The 14,703-nt window shown below is 71.9% G+C and carries 14 protein-coding genes; 6 read left to right on the top strand and 8 right to left on the bottom strand.

Annotated elements, in window-relative coordinates; genetic code table 11:
• Positions 1-97 precede the first annotated feature (97 nt).
• Entirely contained in the window at positions 98-1,732 is a 1,635-nt protein-coding gene (locus ACH427_RS01105; protein WP_398867226.1) for an alkaline phosphatase D family protein, read from the bottom strand.
• Positions 1,733-1,869: 137 nt separating this feature from the next.
• On the opposite strand from ACH427_RS01105, the gene ACH427_RS01100 reads away from it, so the two are divergent.
• Positions 1,870-1,944: a 50S ribosomal protein bL37 gene (locus ACH427_RS01100; protein ID WP_374223834.1), complete on the top strand. Its 75-nt coding sequence runs from the start codon at positions 1,870-1,872 to the stop codon at positions 1,942-1,944.
• A gap of 84 nt (positions 1,945-2,028) precedes the next feature.
• On the opposite strand, the gene ACH427_RS01095 is transcribed toward ACH427_RS01100, so the two are convergent.
• The 4 genes from ACH427_RS01095 to ACH427_RS01080 form a co-directional block, all read right to left on the bottom strand.
• Positions 2,029-2,655 carry an ABC transporter permease gene (locus ACH427_RS01095; protein ID WP_398867225.1) on the bottom strand — a complete coding sequence of 209 codons (627 nt, stop codon included), beginning with the start codon at positions 2,653-2,655 and terminating at the stop codon, positions 2,029-2,031.
• Positions 2,656-2,714: 59 nt separating this feature from the next.
• The gene (locus ACH427_RS01090; protein WP_398867224.1) at positions 2,715-3,551 is read right to left on the bottom strand and encodes an ABC transporter permease; all 837 of its coding nucleotides are present in this window, start codon (positions 3,549-3,551) and stop codon (positions 2,715-2,717) included.
• A gap of 67 nt (positions 3,552-3,618) precedes the next feature.
• A complete protein-coding gene (locus ACH427_RS01085; protein ID WP_398867223.1) occupies positions 3,619-4,629 on the bottom strand; it encodes an ABC transporter ATP-binding protein in 1,011 nt (336 codons plus the stop codon).
• Positions 4,630-4,701: 72 nt separating this feature from the next.
• Positions 4,702-6,024 (bottom strand): NYN domain-containing protein, encoded by a 1,323-nt coding sequence (locus ACH427_RS01080; RefSeq protein WP_398867222.1) that lies wholly within the window; start codon positions 6,022-6,024, stop codon positions 4,702-4,704.
• A gap of 253 nt (positions 6,025-6,277) precedes the next feature.
• On the opposite strand from ACH427_RS01080, the gene ACH427_RS01075 reads away from it, so the two are divergent.
• Positions 6,278-6,448 (top strand): hypothetical protein, encoded by a 171-nt coding sequence (locus ACH427_RS01075; RefSeq protein WP_366001959.1) that lies wholly within the window; start codon positions 6,278-6,280, stop codon positions 6,446-6,448.
• Between the two features lie 102 nt (positions 6,449-6,550).
• Here ACH427_RS01075 and dnaE read toward each other — a convergent pair whose 3' ends face one another.
• Entirely contained in the window at positions 6,551-10,093 is a 3,543-nt protein-coding gene (gene dnaE, locus ACH427_RS01070; RefSeq protein WP_398867221.1) for a DNA polymerase III subunit alpha, read from the bottom strand.
• Positions 10,094-10,237: 144 nt separating this feature from the next.
• On the opposite strand from dnaE, the gene ACH427_RS01065 reads away from it, so the two are divergent.
• The 4 genes from ACH427_RS01065 (at position 10,238) to ACH427_RS01050 (ending at position 13,398) form a co-directional block, all read left to right on the top strand.
• Positions 10,238-10,867 carry a hypothetical protein gene (locus ACH427_RS01065; protein WP_398867220.1) on the top strand — a complete coding sequence of 210 codons (630 nt, stop codon included), beginning with the start codon at positions 10,238-10,240 and terminating at the stop codon, positions 10,865-10,867.
• A 40-nt stretch (positions 10,868-10,907) separates the two neighbouring features.
• Positions 10,908-11,732 (top strand): thioredoxin domain-containing protein, encoded by an 825-nt coding sequence (locus ACH427_RS01060; RefSeq protein WP_398867219.1) that lies wholly within the window; start codon positions 10,908-10,910, stop codon positions 11,730-11,732.
• Positions 11,733-11,828: 96 nt separating this feature from the next.
• Positions 11,829-12,506 carry a hypothetical protein gene (locus ACH427_RS01055; protein WP_398867489.1) on the top strand — a complete coding sequence of 226 codons (678 nt, stop codon included), beginning with the start codon at positions 11,829-11,831 and terminating at the stop codon, positions 12,504-12,506.
• Positions 12,507-12,561: 55 nt separating this feature from the next.
• Positions 12,562-13,398 carry a DsbA family protein gene (locus ACH427_RS01050; protein WP_398867218.1) on the top strand — a complete coding sequence of 279 codons (837 nt, stop codon included), beginning with the start codon at positions 12,562-12,564 and terminating at the stop codon, positions 13,396-13,398.
• 43 nt (positions 13,399-13,441) lie between these two features.
• Here the strand turns inward: ACH427_RS01050 and ybaK are convergent, their stop codons facing one another.
• A complete protein-coding gene (gene ybaK / locus ACH427_RS01045) occupies positions 13,442-13,942 on the bottom strand; it encodes a Cys-tRNA(Pro) deacylase (protein WP_398867217.1) in 501 nt (166 codons plus the stop codon).
• A gap of 19 nt (positions 13,943-13,961) precedes the next feature.
• Positions 13,962-14,699: an LON peptidase substrate-binding domain-containing protein gene (locus tag ACH427_RS01040; RefSeq protein WP_398867216.1), complete on the bottom strand. Its 738-nt coding sequence runs from the start codon at positions 14,697-14,699 to the stop codon at positions 13,962-13,964.
• Positions 14,700-14,703: the final 4 nt, after the last annotated feature.

Here is a 14,703-nt window from a genome sequence, read left to right as displayed (position 1 = left end):
CGGCCGGCGCTTGAGGCCGCCCGCCGCAGGCGCGAACTGGCCCGCACCGCACAACGAGCCGCCCGCAGGCGCTGGAAGAGGGCGCCCCACCCCCGGGTCAGGTCACCGGCTTGCTCACCCGTTCCACCCGCTGCGTTCCCGACAGGGTCCGGTACGAGCGGGCCCAGGACGTCTTCGCGTCGCGCTTCCGTTTGTCGGACAGGACGTAGTAGTCCATCTGCGCCCGCTCGGCGGTGACGTCGAGGACACCATAGCCGTGGGAGTCCATGTCCACCCACTTCACATGCCGGTTGGCGGCCCTGATCGCGCCTGCGGCGGGGAGTGAGACGGTGTGCGGCAGGACGTGCAGGGTCTCGTCGAAGTTGTCGGCGGTCACCGAGGTCACCACGAACTCGGTGGCGAGGGAGGCCGAGAGGGGATAGGTGGCGGCCTGCTTCGGCACGTCGTTGGCCCACGCCATGTGGATGTCGCCGGTCAGGAAGACGGTGTTGCGGACGGCGTGGTCCGAGAGGTGGTCCAGCAGCTCGCGCCTGTCGTGCGTATAGCCGTCCCACTGGTCGGGGTTGACGGCGATGCCGCCCGTCGGCAGCCCCAGCAGCTTGGCGATCGGCTCCAGGAGGTGCGCGGGCAGCGCGCCGAAGGCGACGGGGGCCATCATCACGGGGTTGCCGACGAGGCGCCACGTGGTGTCGGAGGACGCCAGGCCCGACTTGAGCCAGTCGAGCTGGGCGCGGCCGGTGAGTGTGCGGTTCGCGTCGTCCACCGCGCCGCTGCCCGCCTTGACCTGCTGCGAGCGGAAGGACCGCAGGTCCAGCAGATGCAGGTCGGCGAGCTTGCCGAAGCGCAGCCGCCGGTAGGTGGTGCCCTCGACGGAGGGCCTGACGGGCATCCACTCGAAGTACGCCTGCTTCGCCGCCGCGACCCGCTGCGCCCAGTCGCCCTCCGTGCCCGGAGTGTGGTTCACGGCACCGCCCGACCACGCGTCGTCGGCGAACTCGTGGTCGTCCCAGATCGCGATGATCGGGTGGGTGTGGTGGAGCGCTTGGAGGTCGGTGTCGGTCTTGTAATGCCCGTGCCGGGTGCGGTAGTCGGCGAGCGTGACGATCTCGTGGGTGGGCCGGTGCGGGCGCACGACGTACTTCGCGGCCGGGTATTCGCCGGACTTGTACTCGTAGATGTAGTCGCCGAGGTGCAGCACCGCGTCCAGGTCGCGGCGGGCGGCGAGGTGGCGGTACGCCGAGAACCAGCCCGACTCCCAGTTGGCGCAGGACACCACGCCGAAGCGGAGGCCCGGGGTGGCCGCGTCGTGCGCGGGCGCCGTGCGCGTACGGGCGGCGGGGGAGCGTATCCCGTCCACGGCGAAGCGGAACCAGTAGGCGGTGGCCGGGCGCAGGCCGCGCACATCGGCCTTGACGGTGTGGTCGCTCGCGGCCGTGGCGGTGGCGGTGCCGCGGGCGACGACCCTGGCGAACGACTCGTCCTCGGCGACCTCCCAGCCGACCTCGACGGCGGGGCCGAGCCCGGAGCCGGGGACGGCGTCCGGGGTGGGGGTGACGCGCGTCCACAGCAGGATGCCGTCGGGGAGCGGGTCGCCCGAGGCGACACCGTGCAGGAAGGCAGGTCCGCGGTCCGCCGCGTGGGCCGAGGGGCCCGTGGCGAAGGGGAGCAGCGCGGCGGAGGCGGCGACGGCCGTGACGGCGGTGCGGCGCGATATGCGGTCGTTATCGATCACGGGCGATCACCTTACCTCCGGGTAAGGCGCGGGCCGTACGAATCCTGATAGTTCGTCCGAGCTCTGGACTGTTGCCCGCCGGTCCGCTACGACCGAGAGGCGGGCCGCCGTTCGCGCGCCCCGCGCCGGGAGGGACCATGTCGAAGCGCACCCGCAAGCGCCGCTGGCGCCTGAAGAAGAACAAGGCCAACCACGGACGACGGCCCGCCTGACCGCACGGGAGAGGGGTCACGCGGACGGGCGGCCCGGCCGGGGCCGGGCCGCCCGTCCCGCGTTCGTACGCGTACGGCGCCCGGTCAGGCGGCATCGGCCGGGCCCACGCCCGGCCAGTGCGGATCCGGCTCCGGGTCGCGCGGCCCGAACGCCGCCGTCAGACCCAGGTGCACGACCATCGCCGCCAGCGGCCACGCCAGCAGGACACCCTTGGCGCCCAGCTTCAGCGGGGCGTCGAAGACGACGCCCTTGCCCACCGACTTCGCGGTCGCGACGACGTCGGAGGACGGGCCGAGCCAGATGCCCAGCCGCCAGCCGATCAGCGAGGCGAGGAGCGAACCGGCCGCCAGCCCGGCGACCAGCGGAATGCCCCCGCGACGGCGGAACCAGAACACCGCCGCCGAGCTCAGCACGCCGAAGCCCAGCGCCAGCAGCGCGAACGTGCCGTCCGCGCCGATCGCCTGCTCGCCCTCGGAGTTCTTCAGATAGACGGCCCGGCCGTCCGAGACCAGCGGGACGCGCGGCGCGAGCCACACCCACAGCAGCCCCAGCAGCACCCCGGCCACCGCCACCACCGCGGCGACGACCGCGGCCTCCCGCAGCTCGGCGCGCAGCCCCGGATCCCGCTCGTCGGCGGCCTGATCCGGGTCGAAGGGGCCGCGCGGCGGCTCGTGCGGCGGCGGGTCGTGCGGCGTCAGCGGTGCGGTCACCTTGCCATCGTGCCAGGTGGAAGGCGTGCCGTCGGCGGCAGGACCGTCACTGCGGCGCGTCATCGCACGGCCGCCCGGCGGTACGCCCAGGTCGCCGCCGCCAGCGAGACCACACCCACGGCCGCGCACACCCCCAGATCCGCGGCGATCAGCAGCCAGTCCGGGCGCGCGTCGAAGCTGTGGGCCAGCGCCTCCACGCCGTAGGTGGAGGGCAGCAGATCACGCGCCCAGGCGATCGGCGCGGGCATCCGGGCGGCCGGCAGCACGCCCAGCAGCAGCGCCGCGGACATGCCCAACTGGCCGCACAGCGTCGCCAGTTCCTGCCGGGGCGCGAGCAGCCCCAGCGCCGCGCCGAGCCCGGCGAGCGCCGCCCCCGCCAGCGGGACGACCGCCGCGATGATCCACAGGTGTCCCAGCGGCAGCTTGAACAGCACGCTGCCCACCACCGCCGTCACGGCTGTCCCGGGCACGGTGAACGACGCGTACGCGCCCGCCGCCCCCAGCACCACCGCCGCGGGCGGCACCGGCAGCGTCGCGTAGTGGTCGAGGCCGCCGCTCGCGCGCAGCTGACCGAAGTACTGGGCGAGGAGGTTCAGCGCGACGAACGCGACGACCAGCACGCTGGAGCCGGCCACGACGGCCCGCGCCTCGTCACCACCGTCGACGACCCCGCGCATCAGGATCATGATCCCGACGGACTGGAACGTCGCCACGAACAGCAGCGGTATCCGCGCCACCCTGGCCCGGGACAGCTGCGCGCGGTAGACCGCGGCCAGGGACGGCAGCAGCCGCGCCCTCGGCGCGAGCGGGGCCGCCGCCTCGCCGTCCGGGCGCGGGCGGGCCCGCCCTTCCGACCGGACCTGTCCGGGTGCCGCTTCCGCGGATACAGCAGTCACGCCGCGATGCTCCTCTTCGGTACGGACCGGTGCCCGGCCGCGCGGCTCGCCGACGGTGTGCGGGCGCTCACCCCTTGACCAGCCCTTCCGTGCGGCCGCCGAGAGCCAGATAGACGTCCTCCAGGCTCGGGGTGGCGAGGGTGAAGTCGTCCAGCGCGGCGAAGGCGGGGCCGCCGGTCACGGCGGCGACGGCCGCCCGCGCCTCGGCGGGGGCGAGCCGCAGCGACCAGCGGCGGCCCGTGGCCCGGGCCGTGTCGCGCAGCGCGGCGACCTCGGGGACGTGCAGCGGCGGCTCGGAGCGCCACACCAGCTCGACGCGCACCTCGTCGCCGACCAGCTCCTTGAGCCCGGCGGGGGAGTCGCACGCGATGATCCGGCCCCGCTCCAGCACCGCGACCCGGTCCAGGACGGTCTCGGCCTCGATGACGTTGTGGGTGACGAGCACGACGGTCGTGCCGCGCTCGGCGCGGCGGCGGTCGACGGCGGCCCACACGGCGCGGCGCGCCACGGGGTCCATGCCGGTGGTGGGCTCGTCCAGGACGAGGACGGGACGCTCGCCGACCAGCACCGCGGCGAAGCAGGCCAGCCGGCGCTGCCCGCCGGAGAGCTTCTTCAGCGGCCGCCCGGCGATCGGGCCGAGGCCGAGCTCCTCGATGACGGCGTCGCGCTCGGCGCGGGCCGCGCGCAGGCCGAGACCGCGCAGCCGGCCGGTGGTCTCGGCGGCCAGGGCGACGGTCAGCTCGTCCAGGGCTGTCGACTCCTGGCCGAGATAGCCCACCAGCCGGGAGGCGCGCTCGGGGTGGCGCACCAGGTCGTGGCCGAGGAGGTCGACGCTGCCCGCGTCGGGGCGCAGCAGCCCGGTGAGCTGGCGCACGAGCGTGGACTTGCCCGCGCCGTTGGGGCCGAGCAGCCCGAAGATCTCGCCGCGCCGGACGTCGAGGTCGATGCCGTCGCTGGCCCGTACGGCCGCGGTTCCGGGCGCTCCGCGGCGGCCGCGCGCGGCAGGATAGGTCTTGACCAGGCCGCGCACGGTGCATACCGCGCTGCCCGTCGCCGCCTGTGGTGCACCCGTCCTCACGAGCTATGAGGGTACGCGCTCGGCCGCGCCCCCTCGCGCTCGGGGCCGCGTGGCACGGCGCCCGGCGGCCGGTCAGTCCCCGGCGGGCGCGTGCTCCGCGGCGGTCCGCCCGTCGATCTCGCGCCAGAACCCGGCCCTGATCGCATAGCGGTCGTGCTCGTCGATCTGGTCGTCCTTGTGCGCCAGCAGCCCGAACCGCGCCGCGTAGCGCAGCAGCTCGCCGTCGATGCGGTGCGGGATCCGCGGGTACTCGGTGGACAGGTGCTGGAGGTGCACGGCGTCGGTGAGGCGCTCGGCCCAGCGGCGGGCGAAGACCTGGCCCACCTCGAAGGGGTCGCCGCCGACGGTGGTGATGTCCTCCTCGCGGTCGGCCCACCGCTGCTCGGCACTGGTCAGCTGGGCGAGCATCGGCAGGGAGGCCGTCTCGGGCGGCTCGCCGAGCCCGGTGCCCGTACCGCGGTCGACCCAGCCCTTGTCGGAGGACCAGCGCAGGGTGGCGCTGGGGGCCAGGCCGGATGTGCCGCCGCCCGGCTGGCCCGGGCCGGCGGGCTGGCCGGCGGGGGCGCCCTGGGACTGGCCGGCGAGGCCGCGGGCGAGGCCCGCGAGGTCCTTGGGGGTGGGCACGCCCCGGGCCGCGGGCGCCTCGCCGTTCTCCTGGCCGCGCTCGGTGCCGCAGGGCGCGGGCGAGGCGGCGGGCCGGGTGCCGTTGCGCTCGGCGGGGCGGGGGTCCGCGGGGTGGGTCGCGGCCGCGGCCGCGGCGGCCGCCGCGGTCTCGGGCAGGGGCGCGGAGAGGATCGCGGCGATCTCCGGCCGGGGCGCGGGGGAGGGGGCGCAGGCGCCGGTGAGCTCCTTGGCGCGGACGGCCCGGGTGATCCACGTACGGTCCAGGACGCGTCGCTCGTCGGCCTCGGCGACGAGGTCCTCGGACTGGTTGTAGTCGCCGTCGGCGGCCTGGACGGCCCACAGGTGGACGGCGACGCCGTGCTCCTTGGCCGACATCAGGCCGGGCAGGAGGTCGCCGTCGCCGGTGACGAGGACGATGTCCGAACAGGCGCGGTTGCGGGCGAGCTCGGTGAGCTCGGCGTGCATCGCCGCGTCCACGCCCTTCTGCGCCCAGCGGCCGTCGCTGCGGGTCAGGGCGCCCAGCCGGACGGTGACCCGGGGCATCACGCGCAGCCTGCGGTGCTCGGGCTGGGGGACCCGGTCGGGGGCGCCGTCGAACCAGTAGATCCGCAGCAGGGGCTGTTCCGTCTCGGCCTCGGCGCGTTCTCGGAGCCCCTGGATGAGGGTCGCGTGGTCCACGGTGATGCGGGACCGGGCGGGCTCCCCCGCCAGCAGGCTCGCGGCGGCGCCCAGCAGATAACCGGCGTCCACCAGGACGACGCAGCGGTCCACGTTCCACCCTCTTTCTGTCCGTCCAGAAGTGCGGTCGCCCCCCGGCACTGCCGTGCCCTGCTTTTCCTTGGCTTTCCTGGAGTCTGCCCGACCGCGCGGGGGTTATCAGTCCGAACTGGATCTTCGGCGTGGCGGATACGGGCTGACCGCGATAAGTGCACCTATCACGCACGGTAATTACCCGAAATGCACGCTTCGCCAGTGCGTGCGAGGGTGACGGCAGGGGGTCGTACGGAAGTGGAGGCACTTCAGCATGGCCAAGAACAAGAACCGGAAGCAGCCGCAGTCGTCGAGCGCGGCCGAGCGCGGGCAGCAGCAGGCCAAGAGCTCCTCGATCGAGTCGCAGAGCGAGCAGCGGGCCACGCAGGTCACCCCGGGCGACATGGCACGCAAGGGCAAGCAGAAGCGCTTCGGTCACAACTGAGCGGCGCCTGACCGATAACGGAGGGCGCCCACCGGCGCCTTGAAGCAGCGAGGGGCGCGCCCGGACGATCCGGGCGCGCCCCTCGTGGGCGGAGCGGGGGGCTCAGCCGGCCAGGCAGGACGGGCCGAGCAGCACCTTGAGGTCACCGAAGAGCGCCGGGTCGGGGTTGACCCGGTGGCGGTCCAGGCGCAGCACGGTCGTCTTGCGCGGGCCCTGGAGCTTGATGCGCACCTCGGTGGAGCCGCGGTGGTGGGTGAGCACCTGACCCAGCTTCTCCACCATGGGCGGGGTGACCTTCACCGTCGGGATCGTGATCACCACAGGGGCGTTGGTGCCCGCGTTGGAGAGGTCGGGGACCATCAGCTCCATGGCGACCAGGCGCGGGATGTCCTCGCGCTTGTCCAGCCGGCCCTTGACGAAGACGACGGCGTCCTCGACGAGCTGGGTGGAGACCAGCTGATAGGTGGCCGGGAAGAACATGCAGTCGATGGAACCGGCCAGATCCTCCACGGTGGCGATGGCCCAGGCGTTGCCCTGCTTGGTCATCTTGCGCTGGAGGCCCGAGATGATGCCGCCGATGGTGACGATCGCGCCGTCCGCGTGCTCACCGCCGGTGAGCTGCGAGATGGCCGCGTCGGCCTTGTCGTTGAGGACGTGCTCGATGCCGAAGAGCGGGTGGTCGGAGACATAGAGGCCGAGCATCTCGCGCTCCTGCGCCAGCAGATACGCCTTCTCCCACTCGACGTCGGAGAACTCCACGTCCAGGCCGAAGCCGGGGCCGTCGTCGGCGCTCTCGTCGCCCATGCCGCCGAAGAGGTCGAACTGGCCCTCGGCCTCCTTGCGCTTGACCTGCACCACGTTGTCGATCATCGGTTCGTAGTGCGCGGTGAGGCCCTTGCGGGTGTGGCCCATCTCGTCGAAGGCGCCGGCCTTGATCAGCGATTCGACGGTGCGCTTGTTGCAGACGACGGCCTCGACCTTGTCGAGGAAGTCGGGGAAGGAGCTGTACTTCCCCTTGGACTTGCGGCAGCGGATGATCGAGTCCACCACGTTCTGCCCGACGTTGCGGACGGCGGTGAGGCCGAAGAGGATCACGTCGTCGCCCTGGGCCGCGAAGTTGGCCTCGGACTCGTTGACGTTCGGCGGGAGCACCTTGATGCCCATGCGGCGGCACTCGTTGAGATAGATCGCCGACTTGTCCTTGTCGTCGCGCACCGAGGTGAGCAGCGCGGACATGTACTCGGCGGGGTAGTTGGCCTTGAGATAGGCCGTCCAGTAGGTGACCAGGCCGTACGCCGAGGAGTGGGCCTTGTTGAAGGCGTAGCCGGCGAAGGGCACCAGGACATCCCACAGGGCCTGGATGGCCTCCTCGGAGAAGCCCTTCTTCTGCGCGCCCTCCTTGAAGAAGACGAAGTTCTTCGCCAGCTCGTCGGGCTTCTTCTTGCCCATGACGCGGCGGAGGATGTCGGCCTCGCCCAGGGAGTAACCGGCGATGATCTGGGCGGCCTTCTGCACCTGCTCCTGATAGACGATCAGGCCGTAGGTGACGCCGAGGACCTCCTTGAGGGGCTCCTCCAGCTCCGGGTGGATCGGCGTGATCTCCTGCTGGCCGTTCTTGCGCAGCGCGTAGTTGGTGTGCGAGTTCATGCCCATCGGGCCCGGCCGGTAGAGGGCCGAGACGGCGGAGATGTCCTCGAAGTTGTCGGGCTTCATCAGGCGCAGCAGCGAGCGCATCGGCCCGCCGTCGAACTGGAAGACACCGAGCGTGTCACCGCGGCAGAGCAGTTCGTACGTCGTCGGGTCGTCCAGCGGGATCTGCAACAGGTCCAGCTCGACGCCCTTGTTGGCCTTCACCATCTTGACGGCGTCGTCCATGATGGTGAGGTTGCGCAGGCCCAGGAAGTCCATCTTCAGCAGGCCGAGCGACTCACAGCTCGGGTAGTCCCACTGCGTGATGGTCACGCCGTCGGAGGCCCGGACCCAGACCGGGACGTGGTCGGTGATCGTCTCGCTGGACATGATGACGCCGGCCGCGTGCACACCCATCTGCCGGACGAGGCCCTCGACGCCGCGGGCGGTGTCGATGACCTTCTTGACGTCCGGCTCGTTCTCGTACATCCCGCGGATCTCGCCGGCCTCGCCGTAGCGCGGGTGGGAGGGGTCGAGGATGCCGGAGAGCGGGATGCCCTTGCCGAGGACGTCGGCGGGCATCGCCTTGGTGAGGCGGTCGCCCATCGCGTACGGATAACCCAGCACGCGGGCCGAGTCCTTGATCGCGTTCTTGGCCTTGATGGTGCCGTAGGTGCCGATCATGGCGACCTTGTCGGCGCCGTACTTCTCGGTCACATAGCGGATCACCTCGGCGCGCCTGCGCTCGTCGAAGTCGATGTCGACATCGGGCATGGAGATGCGCTCGGGGTTGAGGAAGCGCTCGAAGATCAGGCCGTGCTCGATGGGGTCGAGGTCGGTGATGCCCATGGCGTAGGCGACGATCGAGCCGGCCGCGGAGCCTCGGCCGGGGCCGACCGCGATGCCGTTGTTCTTGGCCCACATGATGAAGTCGGCGACCACGAGGAAGTAGGCCGGGAAGCCCATCGAGATGATGATGTCCATCTCGTACTCGACCTGCTTGAGGCGGTCCTCCGGGATGCCGCCGGGGTAGCGGCGGGCCATGCCGCGCATGGTCTCCTCGCGGAACCAGCTGGTCTCGGTGTGCCCCTCCGGCACGTCGAACTTCGGCATCAGGTCGCGCTTCTCGAACCAGCCCGTGGTGTCGACCTGCTCCGCGACGAGGAGGGTGTTGGCGCAGCCCTCCTGCCAGGCGTCGGAGGAGTCGATGGCGTACATCTCGTCCGTCGACTTGAGGTAGTAACCGGTGCCGTCGAAGCGGAAGCGGTCCGGGTCGGAGAGGTTCTTGCCGGTCTGGATGCACAGCAGGGCGTCGTGGGCGGCCGCCTCGTGCGCGTAGGTGTAGTGCGAGTCATTGGTGACCAGCGGCGGGATGCCGAGCTTCTTGCCGATCTCCAGCAGGCCGTCGCGGACCCGGCGCTCGATCTCGATGCCGTGGTCCATCAGCTCCAGGAAATACCGGCCCTCGCCGAAGATGTCCTTGTAGTCACTGGCGGCCTGCACGGCCTCGTCGAACTGGCCGAGCCGCAGCCGGGTCTGCACCTCGCCGGACGGGCAGCCGGTGGAGGCGATCAGGCCCTCCGACCACTGGGAGATCGTCTCCTTGTCCATGCGGGGCCACTTGGTCAGCCAGCCCTCGGCATAGGCGTCGGAGGACAGCCGGAAGAGGTTGTGCAGCCCCGTCTTGTTCGCCGCCCAGATCGTCTTATGCGTATAACCACCCGAACCGGACACATCGTCGCGCTTCTGGTGCGGCTGGCCCCACTGGATGCGCCGCTTGTTGCGCCGGGACTCGGGCGCCACGTACGCCTCGATGCCGATGATCGGCGTGATCTCCGCCTTCTTGGCCTGATGGAAGAAGTCGTACGCCCCGTGGAGGTTGCCGTGGTCGGACATCGCGATGTGGGTCATGCCCATCTCATTGCACGCGTTGAACATGTCCTTGAGCCGCGCGGCACCGTCCAGCAGGGAGTACTGCGTGTGTACGTGCAGGTGCGTGAAGGGCGGCTTGGTCACGGTGGAAGACCTCCGGCGAACGGTCGGCGACAGCGGGGAGACAGCATTGAAGGTTACCGGCCCCCACTGACAGCCGAGGGCCCGCCGGGACGCCTCGGGGCTTTGGTCGACGTTTACCCGGGACCCATGACAGACTCGTCAGTCATGGACATTTCGGCGGCGGCCCCGAGGGCGGCGCGGGCGGCGGTCTTCACGGCGCTGTGCGTGCTGCTGTCCGCTGCCTCCCACGTCCTGCTGTCCGGCGTCGCCCTGCCCCTGCCGGCCGTCGCCGCCACCTCGGCCGGAGTCTTCGCGCTCGCCTACGCCCTCGCGGGCCGCGAGCGCCGCTTCGGCCACATCGCCGCCCTGCTCGTCCCCCTGGAACTGGCCGCCGACGCCGTCTTCACCACGGGACAGCGCACCTGCTTCGGCACGGACGGCCACCCCGTCCCCGGCGCGCTCACCGCGCTCTGCGGCGGGGGAGCGCTCCACGGCCCCTTCGCACCGGTCACCGGCCCGGACACCGCCTCCTGGCTGCTCCTCGCCGGGCACATCGCCGTGGGCCTGCTGGCCGCCGCCTGGCTGCGCCGCGGCGAGGCCGCCGCCGTCCGGCTGCTGACCGCCGTCGCCGCGGCCGCCTTCCGGCCCCTCCCGCCCGCCGCCGCCCCCCTGGTCACACGGCCGGGCGGCGCGCGCGTCCGGCCCGTGCGCCACGCGCGCGTGCCCGATACCCCGCTCTGGCTGACGCACTCCGTCGTCCGCCGTGGTCCGCCGCTCGGCGCCGCCCCCGCCTGAGCAGCAAAGGACCACAGCACCACACACGGAGAAGTCACCCATGAGCAAGCGCAACAGCCAGCAGAACAAGCAGGCCGCCCGCGAGCGGCTGCGCGCCGAGCGCGAGCGCCAGGCCAAGAAGGACAGGACGCGCCGCCAGCTCGTCGTCGGCGGCTCGGTCGTCGCGATCCTCGCCGTCGCCACGGGCATCGGCGTCGCCGTCTCCCAGATGGGCAAGAGCGGCTCGGACTCCGGCTGGACCGCCGCCGCGAAGAAGGACCTCGTCAAGCCCGCCAACACCGCGGGCGACAAGGGCACCGAGATCGTCATCGGCGACCCGAAGGCCAAGCACACCCTGGACCTCTTCCAGGACATGCGCTGCCCGATCTGCTCGGTCTTCGAGCAGAACGTCGGCGGGACGATCGACAAGGACGTCAAGGACGGCAAGTACAAGGTCTCGTACCACATCGCGACCTTCATCGACCGCAACCTCAACGGGACCGGCTCCAAGAACGCCCTCAGCGCGCTCGGCGCCGCCCTCAACGTCAGCCCCGAGGCGTTCAGCGCGTACAACAGGGCCCTCTACGCCAAGGACAACCACCCGCAGGAGACGAAGGACGACTTCGCCAAGGACGACGTCCTGCTGAAGATCGCGGACGAGGTCCCGGCGCTCAAGGGCAACGCCGACTTCCGCAAGAACGTCGAGGACGGCACCTTCGACAAGTGGGCCCTGGAGGTGTCCGACGCCTTCGACACCAACAAGGACATCACCGGCACCCCGACCGTCAAGCTCGACGGCAAGAAGCTGACCGGGCCGGACGGCAAGAACGCCCCGATCACCCCGGACCAGCTCACCAAGGCGCTCGACGAGAAGCTGAAGTCCTGACCTCTTCGGCCCCTTGCGCCCCAGGCGTCCCGTCCCCGCCAACGATGCCGAATCTTGACACGACACTTACCCGAGAGCGTGGCAAACTTCCGCTTCATGGAGGGGACGGGAGTTCGACTGAGGGCGTTGCGTGCGACGCTCTTCACGGCGCTCTGCGTCACGCTCTCCGCCGCCTCCCACGTCCTGCTCTCCCGGACGCCGCTGCCCGTCTCCACCGTCGCCGTGCTGTCCGCCGCGTTCTTCGCGATCGCCTACGCACTGGCCGACCGTGAGCGCGGTTACGGCCGGATCGCCTCCCTGCTCATCCCGCTGGAGCTGACGGCCGACACCGTCTTCACCACCGGCCAGCAGGCGTGCTACGGACGGGCGGGCGGCCCGATAGCGGGCCCGCTGCACTCCATCGGCGTCGACCTGGTCTGCCGCGGCGGCGACTTCGGCACCCCGATCGCCCACATCGCCGGGCAGGGCGCCCCCGCCACCGGCGCGGACTCCGCCGCCCTGCCCTGGCTGCTGCTCGCCTGCCACATCACCGTGGGCCTGCTGGCCGCCGCCTGGCTGCGGCGCGGCGAGGTGGCCCTGGCCCGGCTGCTGCGCGCGGTGGCCGCGTTCGCCTTCCGCCCGCTGCTGCTGGCCGTCGCCGCGCTCACCGCGGGCGCCCGGCCCCACCGGGCCCCGGGCCGCCCCGCGCGCCGCGTACCGCCCCCGCGCACCCTCCCGCTCCTCGTCCACTCCGTCGTACGGCGCGGACCGCCCCTGTGCCTCGCAGCTGCCTGACGCACTGCCCCCAGCACAGCGGTCCCCCCATCCGTACTTCACCGGAGAAGACATCATGAGCAACCGCAACAACCCCCAGAACAAGCAGGCCGCCCGCGAGCGGCTGCGCGCCGAGCGCGAACGCCAGGTCAAGAAGGACAAGGCCCGCCGCCAGTTCTTCGTCGCCGGGTCGATCGTCGTCGTCCTCGCGATAGCGGGCGGCATCGGCTACGCCGTGTCGAACATGAACGACAAGGGCGGCTCCGGCAAGGGCGAGTGGGCGGCCATGGCGAAGAAGGACCTCGTCAAGCCCGCCAACACCACCGGTGAGAACGGCAACGAGATCGTCATCGGCGATCCCAAGGCCAAGGAGACCCTCACCCTCTTCGAGGACGTGCGCTGCCCCGTGTGCGCCATGTTCGAGCAGAACTCCGGCGAGCAGCTGCGCCAGGACGTCAAGGACGGCCGCTACAAGGTCCGCTTCGTCATGGTCAACTTCATCGACGACACCCCGGCCGGCGGCTCCGGCTCGAAGAACGCCGTCAGCGCCCTCGGCGCCGCGCTCAACGTCAGCCCCGAGGCGTTCGTCGAGTACAAGGAAGCGCTCTACTCCAAGCAGAACCACCCCGAGGAGACGGACGACGCCTACGCCGACAACAAGAAGCTCCTCGACGTCGCCCAGCAGGTCCCGGCCCTCAAGGGCAACAAGGACTTCGAGAAGAACGTCAACGACCACACCTATGCCAAGTGGGGTCTGGAGATGGGCAAGCTCTTCGGCAAGAACGGCATCAACGGCACCCCCACGCTCCTGCACAACGACAAGAAGCTGACCACCCCGAACTCGGCCAACCCGCCGATCGCCAAGGAGGACTTCATCTCGGTGATCGACAAGGAGTTCGGCCCGAAGAAGTAGCCGGCCGCCGGCGGGAGGACGGGACCCGAGCCCCGTCCTCCCGCTACCGGCCCCGGGCGACCGGGGCGAGGACCGCGTCCGTGAGGGCCGCCAGGCCGGCCGGGGAGAGCTCGACCTCCAGACCGCGGCGGCCCGCGGAGACGCAGACGGTGGCGTACGAGTCCGCGGATGCGTCCAGCACCGTCGGCAGCTTCCTGCGCTGCCCCAGCGGCGAGATCCCGCCCCGTACGTACCCCGTCGCGCGCTCGGCGGCCGCCGGGTCGGCCATCGCCGCGCGCTTGCCGCCCACCGCCGTCGCCAGCGCCTTGAGGTCGAGCGACCCGGACACCGGCACCACCGCCACGGTCAGCGCGCCGTCCACCTCCGCCACCAGCGTCTTGAAGACCTGCCCGGGATCGACGCCCAGCGCCTCGGCCGCCTCCTCGCCGTAGGAGGCCACGGCGGGGTCGTGCGCGTACGCGTGCACCGTGAACGGCACGCCCGCCCGCTCCAGGGCGACGATCGCCGGGGTCCCGCCGGACCGCTGGTTCTTCCGCTTCGTCACCGCGCCCTCCCGGCCGCGCTCAGTTGGGGCTGGTCGGCTGCTGGGTGAGGTCCACCGCGGGCAGCGACGGCAGCTTGGCGATCACCGCGGTCTCGGCCCGCAGCACCTTCAGCTCCTCCGCGAGCCTGCTCGCGGTGTCGGGCGCCTGGAGCAGCCGCTGCTTCGCGGGCGTGTCGAGCATCGCCGCCGCCGCGACCAGATACGACAGCACGGACGGCTCCCCGGGCAGATCCACCTGCCCGGCGAGCGAGCTCTCCGCCGCGCCCGCCAGCCGCTTCTGGTACGCGCGGAAGGCCCGTACGACCCCGGTGGCCAGCGCGCCCGCCCCGTCACCCTGCTCCTCCTCCAGATACTCCACCTCGCCCGTCAGATAGGGGCCCGAGGCGTCGACGGACAGCAGCCGGAAGCGGTTCGTCCCGGAGGAGAGCACCTCGAACGTGCCGTCCGCGCGCTCGCGGATCGTGGCCGCCTCCGCCGTACAGCCGACCGAATAGAACGACCTCAGCGGATCGGCGCCGAAACCGGACGCCGGCCCCGGCTCCGGCCGGGCCCCCTCCGGCAGGCCCGGCGCGGTGGGCGCGACCTCGTGGCCGTCGCGGATGGCGACGACCCCGAAACGGCGCGGCTCGTCCTCCGGCAGCTCCGACAGATCGCGCATCAGAGCGCGGTAGCGCTGCTCGAAGACGTTCAGCGGGAGGACGAGGCCGGGGAACAGCACGGTGTTGAGGGGAAACAGGGGGAGGCGAGCGGTGGTCACAGCC

The organism is Streptomyces sp. NPDC020379 (assembly GCF_044387105.1).
Lineage (GTDB): Bacteria > Actinomycetota > Actinomycetes > Streptomycetales > Streptomycetaceae > Streptomyces.
This window is presented reverse-complemented; position numbering and strand designations above follow the sequence as displayed.